Below are 19,067 nucleotides of genomic sequence, written 5' to 3' on the forward strand. Positions count from 1 at the left end.
TCCCCAACTCCTAACTCCCAACTCCCTCTTCTCCCCCCATCTCCCCATCCCCCATCCCTCTTCCTTCCCCACTCAGCCACTCAGCACTCAGCACTCAGCACTTAGAATAGGGAAAGTGACGGATTGCTAGGGAATATGGTATTTTCTTCAATTATTCGGACAATGGGGCGATCGCAACTCAATAGCGAACTTTTGGCTAGACTGGGGCGCGATCGCATTCTGTATCTCAATGGCATTTCGCGTCTTCCCAAGGGCTTAGTCGCCTCAACCTTAGCCCAAACGGAAAATCGCCCTTTGTTCGTTGTCACCGCCACCACAGAAGAAGCCAGCCGCCACGCCGCCCAACTTGAAGCAATGGGATGGCAGAATGTCTACTTCTACCCCACCACAGAAGCCTCTCCCTACGAACCCTTTGACCCCGAAACCGAAACCACTTGGGGACAATTACAAGTCCTCGCAGATTTGATTCTCAAGACCGAAAATCCCTCGAACCTCAAAATTGCGATCGTCGCCACCGAACGCGCCCTCCAGCCTCATCTACCGCCCGTAGAAGCCTTTAAACCGTACTGTGTCGTCCTGAATAAAGGGATGAGTGCGACGGCGAAAACCTTAGACCGTCAACTCGCACAACTGGGTTACGAACGCGTTCCTCTGGTGGAAACTGAAGGACAATGGAGTCGGCGCGGCGATATTGTTGATGTCTTCCCCGTCGCTTCAGAACTCCCGGTTCGCTTAGAGTGGTTTGGCGATGACTTAGATCAATTGCGAGAATTTGACCCTGCAACCCAGCGTTCCTTGGATAAAATTCCCCAACTCATCCTCACCCCTACAGACTTTGCTCCGATTATCCTAGAGCAATTGGGGATTGCCCCGGAAGAATGGCACCAAACCGAGGAAGAAGCAACCCCTACCCGTCAAGGCGTGCGGCGTTTATTGGGAAATGCCTTTTCTCAACCGGCGTCAATTCTCGATTATTTGCCCCACAATACCTTAATTGCAATTGACGAACCTGCCCAATGTGCCGCCCATAGCCAGACTTGGGTTCAACACGCCGAAGAGTCGTTTCATCACTGTCAATCGGCGTTTAGCCAGAAACCGCAGAACGTCTTGCATCGACCCTTTTCAGAGGTTTTAGCAGAAATCGATCGGCGCTATTGGGCCTCTTTGCACCTTTCTGAACTCGCGGAAGACACTATTAAGGATAGCCCCCATCGTCCGGTGAATTTAGCCAGTCGTCCAATTCCCATCCTTCCCCATCAGTTTGCGAAGCTGGCGGAAACCCTGCGCGAACAAATCCAAAATCGCTATTCAACTTTCTTAGTTTCGGCGCAACCTTCGCGTTCGGTTGCTTTATTGCAAGAACATGATTGTCCGGCTAAGTTTGTCCCCAATCCCCACGATTATCCGGCGATTGATAAACTGCAAGTGCAGCATACCCCCACGGCGCTAAAGTATTCGGGTTTGGCGGAATTGGAAGGCTTTATTTTGCCAACCTTTCGCTTGGTGGTGGTTAGCGATCGCGAATTCTACGGTCAGCACAGTTTAGCAACCCCCAGCTATGTCCGCAAGCGCCGCCGCGCCGCCTCTAAACAAGTCGATCCCAATAAACTCCAACCGGGAGATTATGTGGTTCACCGCAATCATGGGGTGGGTAAGTTTATCAAGCTAGAAAGCTTGACGATGAATAATGAAACGCGGGAATACCTGGCGATTCAATACGCCGATGGGATTTTGCGGGTAGCGGCGGATCAGTTTGGCGTCTTATCCCGATTTCGCACCGCCTCGGATCAAAAGCCAGAGTTGCATAAACTCAGCAGCAAGGTTTGGGAGAAAACGAAGAATAAGGTTCGCAAGACGGTTAAAAAGCTGGCGGTGGATTTGTTGCAATTGTACGCCCAGCGATCGCAACAAACCGGGTTTTCCTATCCCCAAGACTCCTCTTGGCAAGAAGAGTTAGAAGAGTCTTTCCCTTATCAGCCTACCCCAGATCAGCTTAAGGCCACGCAAGATGTCAAGCGGGATATGGAATCTCAGCGTCCGATGGATCGCTTAGTTTGCGGCGATGTCGGATTTGGTAAAACAGAAGTGGCTATTCGGGCCATTTTTAAAGCGGTGACGGCGGGAAAACAGGTGGCTTTCCTGGCACCGACCACAATTTTAACCCAACAACACTATCACACGATTAAAGAACGCTTTGCCCCCTATCCCCTACAGGTGGGTTTGTTGAACCGCTTCCGAACCGCTGAGGAACGCAAGGAAATCCAAAAGCGGCTGGTGACGGGTGAGTTAGATGTGGTGGTGGGAACGCACGCCTTACTCGGAAAAGAGATTAAATTCAAGGATTTAGGCTTATTGGTGATTGATGAGGAACAGCGGTTTGGGGTGAACCAAAAAGAGAAAATTAAATCCCTGAAAACCCAGGTGGATGTGCTGACGCTGAGTGCCACTCCGATTCCGCGTACCTTATATATGTCCCTGTCTGGCATTCGGGAGATGAGCTTAATTACCACGCCTCCGCCCTCTCGCCGCCCGATTAAGACCCATCTGGCTTCCTACGACCCCGAAACGGTCAGAACGGCGATTCGGCAGGAATTAGACCGAGGCGGACAGGTGTTTTATGTGGTGCCTCGCGTGGAGGGAATTGAGGAGATTAGCGGTAAGATTCGAGAAATGATTCCGGGGGTGCGAATTGCGATCGCGCACGGACAAATGCCGGAAACTGAATTAGAAAGCACCATGCTAACCTTCAGCAACGGCGATGCGGATGTATTGGTGTGTACCACCATTATTGAGTCGGGTTTGGATATTCCCCGCGTCAATACCATTTTGATTGAAGATGCTCAAAAGTTCGGCCTGTCTCAACTCTACCAACTGCGGGGACGGGTTGGTCGTGCGGGTATTCAGGCCCATGCTTGGCTATTTTATCCCCATCAATCGCGCTTGCAAGATGCAGCCAGACAGCGGTTGCGGGCCATTCAGGAGTTTACGCAACTCGGTTCCGGCTATCAATTGGCGATGCGGGATATGGAAATTCGCGGCGTCGGAAATCTCCTAGGGGCCGAACAATCGGGTCAAATGGATGCGATTGGGTTTGACCTCTATATGGAGATGTTACAAGAGTCGATTAAGGAAATTCAAGGTCAAGAGATTCCCAAGGTGGACGATACGCAAATCGATCTCAACCTGACCGCATTTATCCCGGCCGATTATATCCCGGATCTCGATCAAAAGATGAGTGCCTATCGCCTGGTTGCTGCCGCTGACTCCCAGGATGAGTTGAGTTTGATTGCAGCAGAATGGAGCGATCGCTATGGTACTATCCCCAAACCCGCCCAACAACTCATCCGGGTGATGGAGTTAAAATTAGTCGCCAAGTCTCTAGGCTTTAGCCGCATTAAACCCGAAGGCAAGCAGCACGTTATCCTAGAAACGCCAATGGAAGAACCCGCCTGGAATCTCCTCAAACCCAACCTCCCCGAACACCTCCATTCCCGCTTTGTCTACACTCCCGGTAAAGTCACTGTTCGCGGCTTAGGAACCCTCAGCGCCGATAAGCAAATGGATCATTTAATTGAGTGGTTGAGTAAAATGCAAGGGTCTCTCCCAGAAGTCGCGCTAGTGTAATTTTAGTAGGGGAAGTCCTAAGTTCTATGAGTGTGTTTCCTCTTGGGACCGATGAGGTTATCGGAACGCTAACGGCTGAGTATCAAGCGCAGAAGGAATTGCAGCAACAGATTCACGATCTGTTACAAGCCAATCAGTTAACCCCTAGCGCCGAAAATTACTATAACTTAGGTGTTTATCTCGCTCAACATCAACAGTGGGAAGGTGCGATCGCGCTTTTTCTTCATGCCGTTAGTCTAAACCCAACTGGGGTAGATGCCTACTATAACTTGGGGGCGGTTTTACAAGCCCAACAGCAATACAAAAGCGCGATCGCCTTCTATTACAAGGGACTCTCGATTGAGGTAGACTCTCAATATTACTATCACCTAGCTGGCTGTTTGCTGCAACTCGCCCAGGTAGAGAAGAATGACCAATACATCCCAGTTGCCATTGCCTATTTATTGCAACGCTTGCGACTGCAACCGGATTGTCAATCGACCTACTATACTTTAGGGAGTATTCTTGAACAACAAGGAAACGCCTACACAGCTTCTCAATGCGATAAATTTCAGCTTCCAACTGAATTAATTCATCGGTTTTACCAACTCAACCCTCAACGTTGGCAACTGTTACTTCCCGCCCAATCTCATCCCGATGTTCGTTACTGTAAGCTACATGAGGCTGCTGTGCTTCCCCTCAAGCCTCCCAAGACATTAGAGGCGCAAATTCATCCAGAATTGAATCGTCACAAGGACTTTTACTCTTCTCCCACTCTGGTTGCAGAGGTTCAAGAAGGTGCCGTTTGGTGCCATTCTCAGGCTGATGTTGTCTTGACGCGCGATCGTCAAATTGTCACAATGGTTTCTCATGCGAATGCAACCATTCTGGATATAGATCGCTATCTTCCCCCTGTAAGTCAAACAGTAGAAACTGTAGCGCTGTTATCTGTTCTTTCTGGACAGGCTTTTTATCATTGGATGTTTGAACTTTTACCCAAAGTTGGATTGATCCATTTAGCAGGTATTGATTTAAATTCTATTGATAAATTTATTGTTAATGAGTACCAATCCCCCTTTCAAAAAGAGACCTTACAGCACTTGGGAATTTCTTCAGAAAGAATTATCATGAGTTCTCAACCGATTCATATTCAAGCAAATTTAATTATCGTTCCTTATTTTGAGCTTTTATCAAGCTGGAGTTGTCAGTTTTTACGACAAGAATTTTTGTCGCAATCTACGTTCAAAACTCCCAAGCCAGAGTTTCTGTATATTTCTCGCAAAAATGCTAACTACCGACATCTCCTCAATGAAGCAGAAATTAGCGATTCCTTATCTCAACTAGGATTTACTGTAGTTACCCTCGAATCCTATTCTTTTATGGAACAAGTTGCTTTTGTTGCCAATGCTAAAGTGATTGTTTCTCTGCATGGTGCAGGACTTTCTCATCTTGTTTTTTGCCAACCTAATACCAAAATCATTGAAATATTTCCACCCAACTATGTCACTCGCTACTATTGGAATTTAAGTAACTTAGTTGGCTTGGATTATTATTATTTTATGGGCGAGCCTAACTCAGATATTAATCTAGAGACGATAGAGAATATTAATTACCACTATATAACAGAGAGCTTTCAAGTGAGTTTACCGAAATTGTTAGCAACGTTAAAATTTGCTGAGGCTATCTAGCCTCGACTATTCCATCATTTCAATCTTTAGCAATCTTGAGCTATGCTAAAATAAAGTAAAGAAATGTAAAGACAATGCAAGACAAAGTAGCTGTCGTTGTGGGCGCAACGGGTGGAATTGGATCGGCGGTTGTGCAACAATTAGCCTCGCAAGGAGCTAATTTGGTACTGGCGGCGAGAGACGAAGGGCGCTTAACCAATCTAGCCAATAGCCTATCTGGGGATAGCTTAACGGTTCCTACCGATATTACCGATCCGCAGCAAGCAAAAGACTTGATGGCGAAGGCGGCTTCCTACTATGGCAAAATCGATATTCTGATTAACGCCGCAGGTGCAGGAATTCTCAAACAATACAATAAGCTAGAACCTGCCGATCTAGAAGCAATGTTGAATGTGAACCTCAAGGGAAGCTTCTACACTTGTCAAGCGGCTGCTGAATATATGAAAGAACAGAAAAGCGGCCATATTTGCAATGTTGTGGGGATTTTGGGTAAGCATTCAATGGCGATGGCTTCGGCTTACTGCGCCGCAAAGTTTGGCGTAGTTGGCTTTAGCAAGTGTATGGCGGATGAACTCAAACGCTATGGCATTAAAGTCACGCTATTCTATTTTGGAGGGGTAGATTCTCCGTTTTGGGATAATGTCAGTTTGAAGGTAGATCGCAGTAAGATGTTATCGACTCAAACAGCAGCAGATGCAATTCTATTTGCACTTTCTGCACCTCCCCAAGCCGTACCGATGGAAATTAATATTCAGCCGGATAGTCACCTCTTTTTCTAACTTTCAGGCAGCCAAGCGACTTCAAACTATCTAATAGTCGCTTGGTTAATCAAAATCTGGCTAGTTCTCAATTCAAAGATTGACGATTAAAGCGTTTTGATCGCCTGTTTATGGTTATCAATCTTTAGGATTTCTTCATCGCGTAAAGGGGTATCATTCTCTAAATAAAGGAAGACTTGTCTTGCACCCATTTGGCTTCCCAGTTCTGTTAAAGCTCTTGCTTCAATTTGAGTTAAGCCGCCTTCAAGATGAGATAGGGGATGGATGATGATTTGTGGGGCAATGATGGAAGTTTGACCTTGGTAGGTCTTTTGAATAAAGTGCTTTAAGGTTAATTCAGCAACAAAAAAGTTACTAATAATTGTGCGAGGATGTTCAAAGCCGTTTAATAATGAAGTGGTTGAAGTTTGTTGTTGATGCAGTTGAATGGCTTGTTGACCGATTGCTAAAACTTTATTGCTTTCTATTTCCCCTAAACTGCCCGGTTCAATTTTTCCCCTAAAAGCGATACAGGGGATATCTGCATATTCAGTAGGCGATCCATGAGAAGACACCAATTTTACCAATAACCAGTCGGGTTTTAGCTGAACATACAAAGTTCTGAACGCTAGAAACTTAAACATAGATGGGGATTCATAACTTTCAATAACTCCTTGAAGTGCGATCGCGATCGCTCTAGTCTTCCAACTCCAGACGCCCCCGAAACCCTGTCACCAAACGAGATCCATCTTTGAAAATGTGTATTTCTATTTGGTCGCTTGCCCAGGTAATTTGGTCTTGAAAAGCGGGATTAAAAATATGCACCTGTTGGTTGCGCGAAGAAACGGGAGAATTAGGATCGTTCAGCGCTAAAGACTCGACGTAGGGACCATCAATTAAAATATCGAGTTGTGCCAGTAACGTCTGGGAACCCTTGGGGGCTTTGTCAGATTGTAATTCTTTTAGAGTAAAACCACTAAAAGACATGACGCTTAAGCCAGCGCTTTTTAACTGCTTTGCGAGTTCTGCTAAAGCTGGCGCTTGCCAAAAGGGTTCGCCCCCGGAAAAGGTGACGCCTTGATTTTTAGGGTTGCTGAGAATTTTCTCGGCTAAGTCATCAATTGATATTAACTGGTTAATCTCAAAAGACCATGAAGCAGGGTTAAAACAGCCAGAACAAGCGCGGCTGCACCCCTGTACCCACACCACCGCCCGACAGCCGGGGCCGTTGACTTCGGATTCATCTACATAGCCCATAATATTGAGATAGCCGGGGGGAATTTCAATTGCAGGTTGGACAGTGGAATAGCCCATGAGGGTGACTCGCAGGAGATGAGGAAGTGGGTATATTTTAAGCGGGGTTTGCTGTTCCCTGAGAGGAAGTTAGCGGCGCAAAACTGAGAACGGTCGGCACTTTTTGCCATTAAGACAATCTAAACATTGTTTAATCAAAACTTTAGGCGGCGAGAATCGGATGATTTTGCTAAAAGCCAGTCACTTGCACAAGTCCTATCAAGAGAAGGGACGGCAGTTTACGGCGGTACGGGATGTTTCTTTGGAAGTGAAGGCGGGTGAGGTTCTGGCGTTTCTGGGGCCGAATGGGGCAGGTAAGACGACAACGATTAAGATGATTGCGGGGTTGATTTATCCCGATGGCGGGTGGGTGAGAATTGGAGACCGCGATCCTCACCGCGACTCGAAGGCGTTACGCTTGTTAGGGGCCGTTTTAGAGGGCAACCGCAATGTCTACTGGCGGCTATCTCCCCAGGAGAATTTAGAGTATTTTGGGGTATTGCGCGGTTTAGCGCCCAAGGTGGCGCGCCAGCGGGCGAGGGCGTTGTTGGAACGCTTTCACCTCCTCGATAAGCAAAATACGCGGGTAGACCATTTATCGCGGGGAATGCAGCAAAAATTGGCGATCGCAGTTGCGTTAATTCACCAGCCGCAACTGTTACTCTTAGATGAGCCAACCTTGGGTTTAGATGTTGAGGCGACGGAAGATATTAAGCGACTGGTGCGCGAAATTGCTCAAGAAGGGTGCGGTATTATTCTAACCACGCATCAATTGGCGATCGCTGAAGAACTGTCTGACCGAGTTGCCATTATTAACCAAGGGGAAATTGTCGCGGAAGAACCTACCTCAGAACTGATCCGCCAGTTTTCCGGGCAATCTTACCATATTGAACTGGAAACTCCTCTCGATCCGCAACGCCAAGGGCAACTGGTGGCGTTAGGGGTGGAGTGTCTCACCGCCCAAACTCTGCGGGTTTTGCAGGCGGAAAGCCTTTACCCGGTTTTAGAGATTCTTAAACCTCTGGCTTTGATGCGGGTGGAGAAAGAACAAGCAAGTTTAACTGATATCTTTTTGAAGCTGGTGCGAGAAAACCGAAATGTTTAATCTACTGCTAGCAGAACTCAAGCGAGAATGGATTATCCTGCGACGCTATTTTACCGAAACCATTGCTTTAATTATCGGGCTGGTGGTGGCATTTTACGGGATTTTTCAAAGCGCCCGGTTTATTGCGGGGCCTGAGATTTCTTTAGGCGATCGCGCTGACTCCCTGGTAATAGGATACATTCTCTGGTCAATGTCGATCTTTATTCTGGGGAATATTGCCGGAGGGTTGCAACAAGAAGCCCAGACGGGAACCCTGGAACAACTGTTTATTTCCCCGTTTCGCGCTTCCCAGATTTTTTTGATCCGGGCGATAGGTAATTTAACGATTCAACTGTTCCTCAATGCCCTGATGTTACTAATTGTCATGGGGATAACGGGGGCGCGGCTATCGTTTCCCCCGGTTTTAATCTTACCTCTGGCTGCCGTTCTCTTGGGGGCCTATGGGCTGGCAATGGCGATGGGTTCTCTCGCCCTGCTGTTGAAGCGGGTGCAGCAGGTCTTGGGGATTTTTCAGTTTCTGCTGTTTTTTGTGTTGATGGTACCTACGGAAACCTGGTCTCATTCCCTACGCGGGTTGGGTTGGATACTGCCGATGACGCCTGGTGCCGAGTTGTTGCGTTCGGTGATGGCGCGGGGCGAAACGTTGCAGGGTGGGGCAGTGGCGATCGCGCTTTTAAACGGGGCTGCCTATTTTATCTTAGGATTGCTACTTTTTAGGATAGCAGAACGCGAGGCAAAACGGCGCGGCAAATTATCGGGATATTGACGTAAATAAAGGTGACTGATTTTTAACTTGTGTTAAAAACCTGACAACAATTGTATCGCACCAATCGCGATTAGCGAAAACAACAATAAAGTGAGAACTACAGAGATCGAACTTGAATGGGCCGATCGTTCTGGACGTTAAGACCCTCCTCTACAGAGGCCCCGCAGGTTCTCCCCCCTGAGACTAAGGAAGGAAATTGAATGGACATTTCTCCTAAAACGATTTATCACAATCTCCGCTGGCTCGATAGCGTGGATGTCGCCACAAGCGCTGCTTATCGTCAACTGGCCCAAGATGCGATCGCCGATTCTGACATTAGCTTAACCTGGCGACAAGCCATCTCCGATCGCCTTAACCGTGCCAATCACTTATTAGCAATGCTGACCGTAGGTGGAGAAGATAGTTACTAAAGTTTAGAATCATCGTTGTCCTCTATTTGTCTGGAAAAGCTAACAATAGAAACGCCCCAATCTCAATTTAATTGATATCCTGTAACTTGTCCGATCGATGGCATCGGACACTTTTTTTTCTCTATAGAACGCGATCGTTGAATGTGAAAAATAGCTAAGAAACAATACTGGAAAGTCTGACAATTTTCTTAAAAACTGCCCCTAAAATGGCTTTTTATTAGACAATCCAAATTAATCACCCCCCATTTCCCCTCTCTAAATCTTCCCCCTTTGCTCTTTTTAGGCGATTTTACAGAATGAACAGCAACAAAATGCCACCCAAACAGGGTCTATACGATCCACAGTTCGAGCGCGATGCGTGTGGTGTCGGGTTCATCGTCCATCAAAAAGGGAAAAAGTCCCACGACATTGTAGAACAAGCCCTCACCATCCTCTTGAACCTCGATCACCGGGGGGCGTGCGGTTGCGAAATGAATACGGGTGACGGCGCGGGCATTTTAATGCAAGTCCCCCACAAATTTCTGCAAAAAGTGACCGCCTCCGAAAATATCGCCTTACCCGAACCCGGACAATATGGGGTGGGTAGCATCTATACCTCACCCGATCCCGAAGTTAGGGCGAAAAGCCGAGAAATCTTTGCTCAAATTGTCGCCGAAGAAGGTCAACAAGTCATCGGCTGGCGCGATGTACCCATTGATAACTCAATGATTGGCAATACCGCCAAACATAGCGAACCCTTCATCGAACAAGTCTTTATCCAACGCGCCGCCACCCTAGCCGACGAACTGGCGTTTGAACGCAAACTCTACGTCATTCGCAAACGCGCCCATACTGCCCTGCGCGCCTCGCAAATTAATCCCTATTGGTATCCGTGCAGCCTCTCTTGTCGGACAATGGTTTACAAGGGAATGCTGATGCCCGTGCAAGTGGGGCAATATTACCCCGAACTGCACGATCCGGATATGGAAAGCGCCCTCGCCTTAGTCCATTCCCGCTTTAGTACCAACACCTTCCCCAGTTGGGAACGCGCCCACCCCTATCGCTATATCGCCCATAATGGCGAAATTAATACCCTGCGGGGCAATATTAACTGGATGCACGCCCGTCAGTCGTTGATGGAGTCGGAATTGTTCGGCGACGACCTGAAAAAAGCCCATCCGCTGATTAATATTGATGGCAGCGACTCGTTGATTTTTGATAATGCTCTAGAATTGCTGGTTTTGGCAGGGCGATCGCTCCCCCATGCCATGATGATGATGATTCCCGAACCCTGGGCGAATCACGAGTCGATGAGCGATGAGAAAAAGGCGTTTTACGAGTATCATTCCTGTTTAATGGAACCGTGGGATGGCCCGGCTTCAATTGCGTTTACCGATGGTCGCAGTATTGGCGCAGTCTTAGACCGCAACGGTTTGCGCCCCTCGCGCTACTATGTCACCAAGGACGATCTGGTGATTATGGCTTCCGAAGCCGGAGTCTTACCCATCGAACCAGAACGCGTCGCCCTCAAAGGTCGCCTGCAACCGGGGCGGATGTTCTTAGTTAGCCTAGAAGAAGGTCGGATTATTGCCGATGAGGAAATTAAAACCCCCATCGTTACCGCCCATCCCTACCGCGAGTGGATCGACCAGAATATGGTGGAATTGCCTAAACTGGAGGCCCCGGAAGGGATCGAAGCCGCTGCTGAAGGACAGTCTTTAATTCAAAAGCAAATTGCCTTTGGCTATACCTTTGAAGAGTTGCGCCTGCTACTGACGCCGATGGCGCGGGATGGGGTAGAAGCTGTGGGTTCGATGGGTTCCGATACGCCGCTAGCCGTGCTATCCGATCGCCCCAAACTGCTTTACGATTATTTCCAACAACTGTTTGCTCAGGTGACAAACCCCCCCATTGACTCCATTCGCGAGGAAATTGTCACCTCTACTGAAACTACTATTGGTAGCGAACGCAATTTACTGAAGCCCGAACCGGAAAGTTGTCGGTTAATTGAGTTAAAAACGCCGATTTTGAGTAACGAAGAGTTAGCCAAACTCAAGACTATTCGCGAACCGGGCTTTAAGTCGATGACGCTGCCGATCTTATTTAACCCCAAAGAAGGGGTGCAGGGGTTGGAATCTGCCCTGGAGGCCCTGTTTGCAGCCGCGAGTCAGGCGATCGCAGGGGGCGTGAATCTCATTATTCTCAGCGATCGCGGTATCGATGCCGAAAATGCCCCTATCCCCGCCCTGCTAGCCGTTTCTGGCCTGCATCATCACCTGATCCGCGAAGGGACTCGTACCCGCGTGGGGCTGGTTCTAGAGTCGGGAGAACCCCGCGAGGTGCATCATTACGCCACCCTGATCGGCTATGGTTGCGGCGCGATCAATCCCTATTTAGCCTTTGCCACCATTGGCGATGCGATCGCCCAAGGCTTAATAGTCAACGTTGAGGAAAAAACGGCTTACAAGAACTACATCAAAGCCGCTACCAAAGGCGTTGTTAAAGTCGCCTCTAAAATTGGCATCTCCACGATCCAAAGCTATCGCGGGGCCCAGATTTTTGAAGCCATTGGCTTAAATCAATCGGTTGTTAACCGTTACTTTACTTGGACTTCTTCCCGGATTGAAGGGGCCGACATGGAAGCGATCGCCACCGAAGCGATCTTACGACACAGCCACGCCTTCCCCGACCGCGAAGTTAACGGTCATACCCTCGATGTGGGGGGCGAATACCAGTGGCGCAAGGATGGAGAAGCGCACCTGTTTAACCCGCAAACCATCCACAACCTGCAACGGGCCGTCCGCGAGGGCAATTACGACCTGTACAAACAGTATGCGACCCTGGTGAACGAACAAGACCAGAAACGCTACACCCTGCGCGGCTTGCTGCAATTTAAAACCCGCGAACCCATCCCCTTAGAAGAGGTAGAACCCGTTGAAACCATTGTCAAACGGTTTAAAACCGGGGCGATGAGTTACGGTTCTATTTCCCAGGAAACCCACGAAACTTTAGCGATCGCCATGAACCGTTTGGGCGGAAAATCCAATACGGGGGAAGGCGGCGAAGACCCAGAACGCTATACTTGGACGAACGAGCAAGGCGACTCGAAAAATAGCGCTATTAAGCAAGTGGCCTCCGGACGGTTTGGCGTCACCAGTTTGTACCTGTCCCAAGCCAGGGAAATCCAAATTAAGATGGCGCAAGGGGCAAAACCGGGCGAAGGCGGGCAACTCCCCGGCCGCAAGGTGTATCCTTCTATTGCCAAAGTTCGCCACTCTACCCCCGGTGTTGGGTTAATTTCTCCCCCACCCCACCACGATATTTACTCCATTGAAGACTTAGCCGAACTGATCCACGACCTGAAAAACGCCAACCGCAAGGCGCGGATCAGCGTCAAACTGGTGTCGGAAGTCGGCGTTGGCACGATCGCGGCGGGCGTGGCTAAAGCCCATGCGGATGTTGTGTTAATTTCCGGCTTCGATGGCGGTACCGGGGCTTCGCCGCAAACTTCGATTAAACACGCGGGTTTACCCTGGGAGTTGGGGCTAGCAGAAACCCATCAAACCCTGGTGTTGAATAACCTGCGATCGCGCATTGCAGTTGAAACCGACGGCCAACTGAAAACCGGACGCGATGTGGCGATCGCTGCCCTGCTAGGGGCTGAAGAATTCGGCTTTTCCACCGCCCCCCTCGTCAGCCTCGGCTGTATCATGATGCGGGTGTGTCACCTGAACACCTGTCCGGCGGGAATTGCCACCCAGAACCCGGAATTGCGGAAAAACTTTGTCGGCGATCCGCAACATACGGTTAACTTTATGCGCTTCGTGGCGGCTGAACTGCGCGAAATTATGGCGCAACTCGGTTTCCGAACCCTAAATGAAATGGTCGGGCGAACTGATGTCCTAGAAGCCAAACAAGCCGTAGACCATTGGAAAGCTAAGGGAATTGACCTCTCGAAGATTCTCTATCAGCCAGAAGTGGGTCCTGAAGTGGGGCGCTATTGCCAAATTCCCCAAGATCACGGCTTAGAAAAGTCTCTGGATATGACGGTATTGCTGGATCTGTGCCAAGAGGCGATCGCCAAAGGTGAGAAAGTGAAAGCCACCCTCCCCATCGCCAACACCAACCGCGTTGTTGGCACGATCCTGGGTAACGAAATCACTAAAAATCATTGGGATGGCTTACCCGAAGATACCGTGCATTTGCATTTCCAAGGAAGTGCGGGTCAAAGTTTTGGCGCATTTGTCCCCAAAGGCGTCACCCTGGAACTTGAAGGCGATACCAATGATTACTTAGGGAAAGGCTTAAGCGGCGGCAAAATTATCCTCTATCCGTCAACCCAGTCCACCTTTATCGCTGAGGAAAATATCATTGCGGGGAATGTCGCCTTCTATGGCGCAACCTCCGGGGAAGCCTACATCCGAGGCATGGCTGGCGAACGCTTCTGCGTCCGCAACTCTGGGGTGAATGCGGTGGTGGAAGCCGTGGGCGATCATGGTTGCGAATATATGACGGGCGGAAAGGTGATCGTCATTGGTCCCACCGGGCGTAACTTTGCAGCCGGAATGAGTGGCGGCGTGGCTTATGTCCTCGACGAACAGGGCGATTTTGCCAGCCGTTGCAATACGCAAATGGTGGATCTTGAAGCCTTGGAAAATGACCAAGAAATAGCCGCCCTGCGCCAAAGCCTAGAGAAGCACGTCCAATACACCCAAAGCCAAAAAGCCACGCGAATTTTAGCCAATTGGGAGGCAATGGTGCCTAAGTTTGTCCGAGTAATGCCCAGAGACTACAAGCGCGTGTTACAAGCCTTAGAAAATGCCCTCGCCTCTGGTTTAAGCGGCGATGAGGCATTAACGGCAGCCTTTGAAGCCAATGCCCGCGATGTAGCCCGCATTGGTGGCAGCTAAATAGGGACTCTCGTTCGACGCCCTAAGTAAAGCTGTGAGTGGGGGGGATGTCGCGATGAGCGATCGCCATTCCCGCCTTTATCCTCTATATCCTCTTGCATTGGCACAAAGGCAAAACTTCGCCCTAAGCCTCCTGCTAAAAACATTTAACTAGACACAACAATGGGAAAACCGACAGGCTTTATTGAATACCTCCGCGAGGACAAGAGTGAAATCTCGCCCGCCGAACGCATTCGCAACTGGGATGAGTTTCACATCTCCATGCCCGAAGAGAAACTCCGCAACCAAGGGGCGCGTTGCATGGACTGCGGTACCCCGTTTTGCCATACAGGAACGCTAATTAGCGGGATGGCCAGCGGTTGCCCAATTAATAACCTGATTCCCGAATGGAACGATCTAGTCTATCGAGGTCTATGGCGCGAAGCCTTAGATCGTTTGCATAAAACCAATAATTTCCCTGAATTTACTGGACGAGTTTGTCCTGCACCCTGCGAGGGTTCCTGCGTCCTAGGCATTCATAACCCCCCTGTAACCATTAAAAATATTGAATATTCGATTATTGAAAAGGGTTGGGATGAAGGCTGGATCGTTGCCGAACCGCCTAGCAAGCGGACGGGGAAACAAGTTGCAGTGATTGGTTCCGGGCCCGCAGGTCTTTGTGCGGCTGCCCAATTAAATAAGGCCGGCCATTGGGTAACGGTCTACGAACGGGCAGATCGTCCGGGAGGCTTGCTGATGTATGGCATCCCCAATATGAAGCTGGATAAGCAAACAGTGGTGATGCGGCGCATTCATCTGTTGGAACAAGAGGGCGTCCGGTTTATCTGCAATACGGAAGTGGGTAAGGACTTGCCAACAGAGACGCTACTCAAAGACTTTGATGCGGTGGTTCTCTGCGTTGGGGCCACAAAACCCCGCGATTTACCGATTGAAGGTCGGGACTTAAAGGGAATTCACTTTGCAATGGAGTTCCTAACGGCGAATACTCAATCGGTTTTAGAAAGCAGCCCCAACGGTCATTTGATTTCGGCTGAGGGTAAGGATGTCGTCATTATCGGCGGCGGCGATACCGGGACAGACTGCGTTGGCACTTCTGTCCGCCACGGTTGCAACAGCGTGGTGCAACTGGAAATTATGCCGAAACCCCCGCTAGAACGCGCCCCCAATAATCCCTGGCCGGAGTGGCCCAAGGTGTATCGCCTCGACTACGGACAGGAGGAAGCGGCCGAGAAGTTTGGTTGCGATCCGCGCGTCTATCTCACCACCGCGACGAAGTTTGAAGGGGACGAAAACGGCCAGGTGAAGGCGGTTCACACGGTTCAAGTCCAGTGGGAGAAAAATGAGAAGGGTCAGTTTATTCCTAAGCATATTCCTGGGACAGAACGGGTGGTTCCCGCCCAGTTAGTGCTGTTGGCGATGGGCTTTTTGGGGCCCGAACAACCCCTACTCGATGCGTTAGGGTGCGATCGCGATGCCCGCAGTAATGTTAAAGCCGACTATGGCAACTATACCACCAGCATCCCCGGTGTCTTTGCCGCCGGTGACTGTCGCCGGGGTCAAAGCCTAGTGGTCTGGGCGTTTAACGAAGGACGCGGGGCGGCGCGAGAGTGCGATCGCTATCTCATGGGTCATACCGATTTGCCCGATTAACCTCTAATTAAAACCCCGGTTCCTCAGTTAAAATCGGGGTTTTTAACGTTCACACGGAAGCAAATAAATCTAAGGGAAAATGCCCATAAGTGCCATTCAAATTCTCATTTTCTGAGGATTGGCAAGACACTAAAACGCCGCGATAATCCCCAGTATAAGTATCTAAATAATAGGTCAGTTTCCGAGTATTAAACTTTAAATAAACTGGAGTCTGCATCGGCACCGGAGTTAAATCGCTGGGTAGGGGATACTCAAAGGTGGTTAAATAGTCTCTCAAAGTCGTCAAAGCCTGTTCAACCGAGTCGGCGCAAATCCCTATATTTTGATATTCTGAAGCATTCACCACTAAAAGCAATGCTTGGGCAATTTGTTGGCGATCGCCTGCTGTTGTTACGGTGAGAGAATCCGTGCAACTTAAGGTTTTTAAGAGTTTCAGGGCGCTATCTAAACTTAAGTTTTGGGAGTTTTGAACAGACATAATTCAATAAAAGTGAATAATCTAAATTAGCTAACAATTATTTAAAGCCATTGCATCCGCTTAAAATGCTAAATTTCGTAAAGCAAGTTGAGCCTCCCGACGCAAGCGAGCCGCCATTCTAAAAAGTTCTTTCCCAGTGTGCAGGTAATGTTCGTCGTAGTTGAGCGTAAACCAATTTAACTCCTCAATCCCATCGCTCACATGATTTAAGCAATAGTAAAGATGGGCGGCGACGCTAGCAATACTCCCCGGATTAGGGACAGAACTAAAAGCGGCTTGGGCATCTGCTAAAAATTGACGGCATTGTTCTAAATAAGATTGAAAATCTTCAATCAACTCATCATCAAACGGATCGGCCGCCAACTCATCAATTTGCTCGTCTAGCGAACTGAGAATTGAATTTAACGAACGATTCACAGGCGTATAGACATAAGATAGCCAAAGCTTAAGCTGTTCGTCCGTATCGTGACCCGCCGCCGCCCGTTGATAGCGAGATCGGGGGGACGCCACTGTAGTTTTCTTGACTTGTCGATCCACCCGCCGCAATTTTTGATCGTAAGTTCGGCGTCGTTGCGGATCGCTGAGAACTTCATAAGCTGCATTCACTTGCACAATGCGATCGCGATCGGCCGTTGCAGATTGCGTATCGGGATGAAACCGTTTAGCCAGCCGCCGATAGGCTTGTTTAATTTCTGCTTGCGTTGCCGTTGGGCTAACTTCTAGGATGTGGTAAGGATTCGACTCATTCATCTCTCAATTTTAAAAGATTCAGGGCCTAAAAGAGGCGTTTTCGCTGCTTCTAGACCCTCAAATCTCCTCAATTTATCCTAGTTTGAACCCGCCTGGGCTGTTACCATCAATTCGGGGTCTTGAAATAGAGGCGTACTCAGGTAGCGTTCGCCAAAACTGGGCTGAACCACCACAATTAAGCGTCCCTCATTTTCCGGGCGCTTACCCACTTGAATCGCCGCATATAAAGCCGCACCCGTGGAAATTCCCGACAGCAAGCCTTCCTCGCGGGCTAAACGACGCCCATAGGCGATCGCATCATCATCCGAAACCGTAATCACTTCATCAATAATGTCCGTGTTAAGCACCTCTGGCACAAAACCCGCCCCAATCCCTTGAATTTTATGGGGGCCCGGATTTCCACCCGATAACACGGGACTATTAACGGGTTCCACTGCGATCGCCTTAAACTCCGGTTTGCGCGACTTTAGAACCTCTGCCACCCCTGTAATCGTACCGCCCGTTCCCACTCCAGAAATCAGAAAATCCACTTCTCCATCCGTATCGTCCCAAATTTCCTGGGCCGTTGTTTCCCGGTGAATGTCTGGGTTCGCAGGGTTGCGGAACTGTTGCAAAATATAGGCATCCGGCGTATTGGCCAGCAAATCCAACGCCCGACGAATGCAACCATTCATCCCTTCAATACCAGGGGTTAAGACTAATTCTGCCCCATAAGCCCGTAACATCGCCCGTCGTTCGGAACTCATGGTATCGGGCATCAGCAAGACCAAACGATAGCCCCTAGCGGCTGCTACCATCGCCAGTGCAATTCCGGTATTCCCAGAAGTCGGTTCAATTAAGGTGGTTTTACCGGGGGTAATCAGGCCCTCTCGTTCGGCCGCATTAATCATATTCACCCCAATCCGATCCTTCACCGAAGCAGCCGGGTTCATGCTTTCTAGCTTCATGACAATTCTTGCCACGCAGCCTTCCGCCTGGGGAATGCGGTTCAGTTGCACTAAAGGGGTATGACCGACTAACTCCGTAACATCGTTAGCAATTTTCATGATCGCAAATTGAAAATAGAGGGTTGTCAATTGAGCAGTTCTAGACTGAGATTTACGGTAAATTCAGCTAGATGTAATACATAATGTCTAAGCGCTGCAAGGATTCGCGTTTTTCTGCTAAATCTTGTAAGGTATACCTTTGCAACACATCTTCAGCGGCTTGGCGCGCTTCGTGCCAAATCTCTTCAATCAGGTTGCTTGACAGGGATTTCAACGTTGAGTTTTCTTTGGCCGCTTTGGCTTCCAACCCTTCCAAACAGTTAACCACTTCTAGGAGGGTAATTTTCCACGGTTCGCGAGCTAATAAATAGCCGCCTTTTGCGCCGCGCTGACTCCGCACTAAACCCGCCCGCCGGATGGTGGCCAGGAGTTGTTCTAGATAGCGGTCAGGAATATTTTGTTGAGCCGCAATTTGCCGAATTTGCAATGGCTCTCCACTGCTGTAATGCGCGGCTAATTCTAAAAGGGCAAGAATTGCGTATTCGCTTTTGCAGGAAAGTTCCACAGGTCAAACCTAAAAAAGAGGTGCAACGCCGATATCTGGATAAAAGAGCGATCGCGCTTTCCTCCAGTTTGGTATCGTTTGCATCTTCTTAGTATACCCCGGTTCTCCACTGGAGTTTGATGGTTT

General features: G+C 49.1%; 14 protein-coding genes. 8 read left to right on the forward strand and 6 right to left on the reverse strand.

The annotated features are described in order from the left end of the window. Positions 1 to 135: 135 nt before the first annotated feature. From mfd to QQ055_RS02315, 3 genes are all read left to right on the forward strand, one after another. The gene (gene mfd, locus QQ055_RS02305) at positions 136 to 3,624 is read left to right on the forward strand and encodes a transcription-repair coupling factor (RefSeq protein WP_286004163.1); all 3,489 of its coding nucleotides are present in this window, start codon (positions 136 to 138) and stop codon (positions 3,622 to 3,624) included. A 26-nt stretch (positions 3,625 to 3,650) separates the two neighbouring features. Then, positions 3,651 to 5,291, forward strand: a complete 1,641-nt coding sequence (locus QQ055_RS02310; protein WP_286004164.1) for a glycosyltransferase 61 family protein — start codon at positions 3,651 to 3,653, stop codon at positions 5,289 to 5,291. 74 nt (positions 5,292 to 5,365) lie between these two features. Then, positions 5,366 to 6,070 carry an SDR family oxidoreductase gene (locus tag QQ055_RS02315; RefSeq protein ID WP_069970047.1) on the forward strand — a complete coding sequence of 235 codons (705 nt, stop codon included), beginning with the start codon at positions 5,366 to 5,368 and terminating at the stop codon, positions 6,068 to 6,070. An 86-nt stretch (positions 6,071 to 6,156) separates the two neighbouring features. On the opposite strand, the gene QQ055_RS02320 is transcribed toward QQ055_RS02315, so the two are convergent. Next, on the reverse strand, positions 6,157 to 6,624 hold the full coding sequence (locus tag QQ055_RS02320; protein WP_286004165.1) for a rod shape-determining protein: 468 nt from the start codon (positions 6,622 to 6,624) through the stop codon (positions 6,157 to 6,159). Positions 6,625 to 6,745: 121 nt separating this feature from the next. After that, on the reverse strand, positions 6,746 to 7,363 hold the full coding sequence (locus QQ055_RS02325; RefSeq protein ID WP_286004166.1) for a 4Fe-4S single cluster domain-containing protein: 618 nt from the start codon (positions 7,361 to 7,363) through the stop codon (positions 6,746 to 6,748). A gap of 160 nt (positions 7,364 to 7,523) precedes the next feature. Here QQ055_RS02325 and QQ055_RS02330 point away from each other — a divergent pair, with 160 nt between their 5' ends. From QQ055_RS02330 to gltD, 5 genes are all read left to right on the forward strand, one after another. Further along, positions 7,524 to 8,447 (forward strand): ABC transporter ATP-binding protein, encoded by a 924-nt coding sequence (locus QQ055_RS02330; protein WP_286004167.1) that lies wholly within the window; start codon positions 7,524 to 7,526, stop codon positions 8,445 to 8,447. Beyond that, a complete protein-coding gene (locus QQ055_RS02335) occupies positions 8,440 to 9,213 on the forward strand; it encodes an ABC transporter permease (protein ID WP_286004168.1) in 774 nt (257 codons plus the stop codon). Before QQ055_RS02330 ends, QQ055_RS02335 begins: the two co-directional genes overlap by 8 nt. 200 nt (positions 9,214 to 9,413) lie before the next feature. Then, the gene (locus QQ055_RS02340; RefSeq protein ID WP_069970042.1) at positions 9,414 to 9,623 is read left to right on the forward strand and encodes a hypothetical protein; all 210 of its coding nucleotides are present in this window, start codon (positions 9,414 to 9,416) and stop codon (positions 9,621 to 9,623) included. A 296-nt stretch (positions 9,624 to 9,919) separates the two neighbouring features. Beyond that, positions 9,920 to 14,512 (forward strand): glutamate synthase large subunit, encoded by a 4,593-nt coding sequence (gene gltB, locus QQ055_RS02345; RefSeq protein WP_286004169.1) that lies wholly within the window; start codon positions 9,920 to 9,922, stop codon positions 14,510 to 14,512. A 162-nt stretch (positions 14,513 to 14,674) separates the two neighbouring features. Then, a complete protein-coding gene (gltD, locus tag QQ055_RS02350) occupies positions 14,675 to 16,162 on the forward strand; it encodes a glutamate synthase small subunit (RefSeq protein WP_286004170.1) in 1,488 nt (495 codons plus the stop codon). 49 nt (positions 16,163 to 16,211) lie between these two features. Here the strand turns inward: gltD and QQ055_RS02355 are convergent, their stop codons facing one another. The 4 genes from QQ055_RS02355 to QQ055_RS02370 all read right to left on the reverse strand — a co-directional run bounded on the left by QQ055_RS02355 (position 16,212) and on the right by QQ055_RS02370 (position 18,941). Then, positions 16,212 to 16,640 carry a DUF1824 family protein gene (locus QQ055_RS02355; RefSeq protein WP_286004171.1) on the reverse strand — a complete coding sequence of 143 codons (429 nt, stop codon included), beginning with the start codon at positions 16,638 to 16,640 and terminating at the stop codon, positions 16,212 to 16,214. A 60-nt stretch (positions 16,641 to 16,700) separates the two neighbouring features. After that, complete coding sequence (locus QQ055_RS02360) at positions 16,701 to 17,390, reverse strand: J domain-containing protein (protein ID WP_286004172.1); 690 nt, start codon at positions 17,388 to 17,390, stop codon at positions 16,701 to 16,703. Between the two features lie 77 nt (positions 17,391 to 17,467). Further along, on the reverse strand, positions 17,468 to 18,436 hold the full coding sequence (gene cysK, locus QQ055_RS02365; protein WP_286004173.1) for a cysteine synthase A: 969 nt from the start codon (positions 18,434 to 18,436) through the stop codon (positions 17,468 to 17,470). A gap of 67 nt (positions 18,437 to 18,503) precedes the next feature. After that, on the reverse strand, positions 18,504 to 18,941 hold the full coding sequence (locus tag QQ055_RS02370; protein WP_286004174.1) for an Rrf2 family transcriptional regulator: 438 nt from the start codon (positions 18,939 to 18,941) through the stop codon (positions 18,504 to 18,506). Between the last annotated feature and the right edge of the window lie 126 nt (positions 18,942 to 19,067).

It is taken from the genome of Geitlerinema calcuttense NRMC-F 0142, from assembly GCF_030285425.1.

Coding starts and splice junctions, on each gene's coding strand:
- QQ055_RS02335 (WP_286004168.1), top strand. CDS start 8,440: ATGTTTAATCTACTGCTAGCAGAACTCAAGCGAGAATGGATTATCCTG.
- mfd (WP_286004163.1), top strand. CDS start 136: ATGGTATTTTCTTCAATTATTCGGACAATGGGGCGATCGCAACTCAAT.
- QQ055_RS02315 (WP_069970047.1), top strand. CDS start 5,366: ATGCAAGACAAAGTAGCTGTCGTTGTGGGCGCAACGGGTGGAATTGGA.
- QQ055_RS02340 (WP_069970042.1), top strand. CDS start 9,414: ATGGACATTTCTCCTAAAACGATTTATCACAATCTCCGCTGGCTCGAT.
- gltB (WP_286004169.1), top strand. CDS start 9,920: ATGAACAGCAACAAAATGCCACCCAAACAGGGTCTATACGATCCACAG.
- cysK (WP_286004173.1), bottom strand. CDS start 18,436: ATGAAAATTGCTAACGATGTTACGGAGTTAGTCGGTCATACCCCTTTA.
- QQ055_RS02355 (WP_286004171.1), bottom strand. CDS start 16,640: ATGTCTGTTCAAAACTCCCAAAACTTAAGTTTAGATAGCGCCCTGAAA.
- QQ055_RS02330 (WP_286004167.1), top strand. CDS start 7,524: ATGATTTTGCTAAAAGCCAGTCACTTGCACAAGTCCTATCAAGAGAAG.
- gltD (WP_286004170.1), top strand. CDS start 14,675: ATGGGAAAACCGACAGGCTTTATTGAATACCTCCGCGAGGACAAGAGT.
- QQ055_RS02325 (WP_286004166.1), bottom strand. CDS start 7,363: ATGGGCTATTCCACTGTCCAACCTGCAATTGAAATTCCCCCCGGCTAT.
- QQ055_RS02360 (WP_286004172.1), bottom strand. CDS start 17,390: ATGAATGAGTCGAATCCTTACCACATCCTAGAAGTTAGCCCAACGGCA.
- QQ055_RS02310 (WP_286004164.1), top strand. CDS start 3,651: ATGAGTGTGTTTCCTCTTGGGACCGATGAGGTTATCGGAACGCTAACG.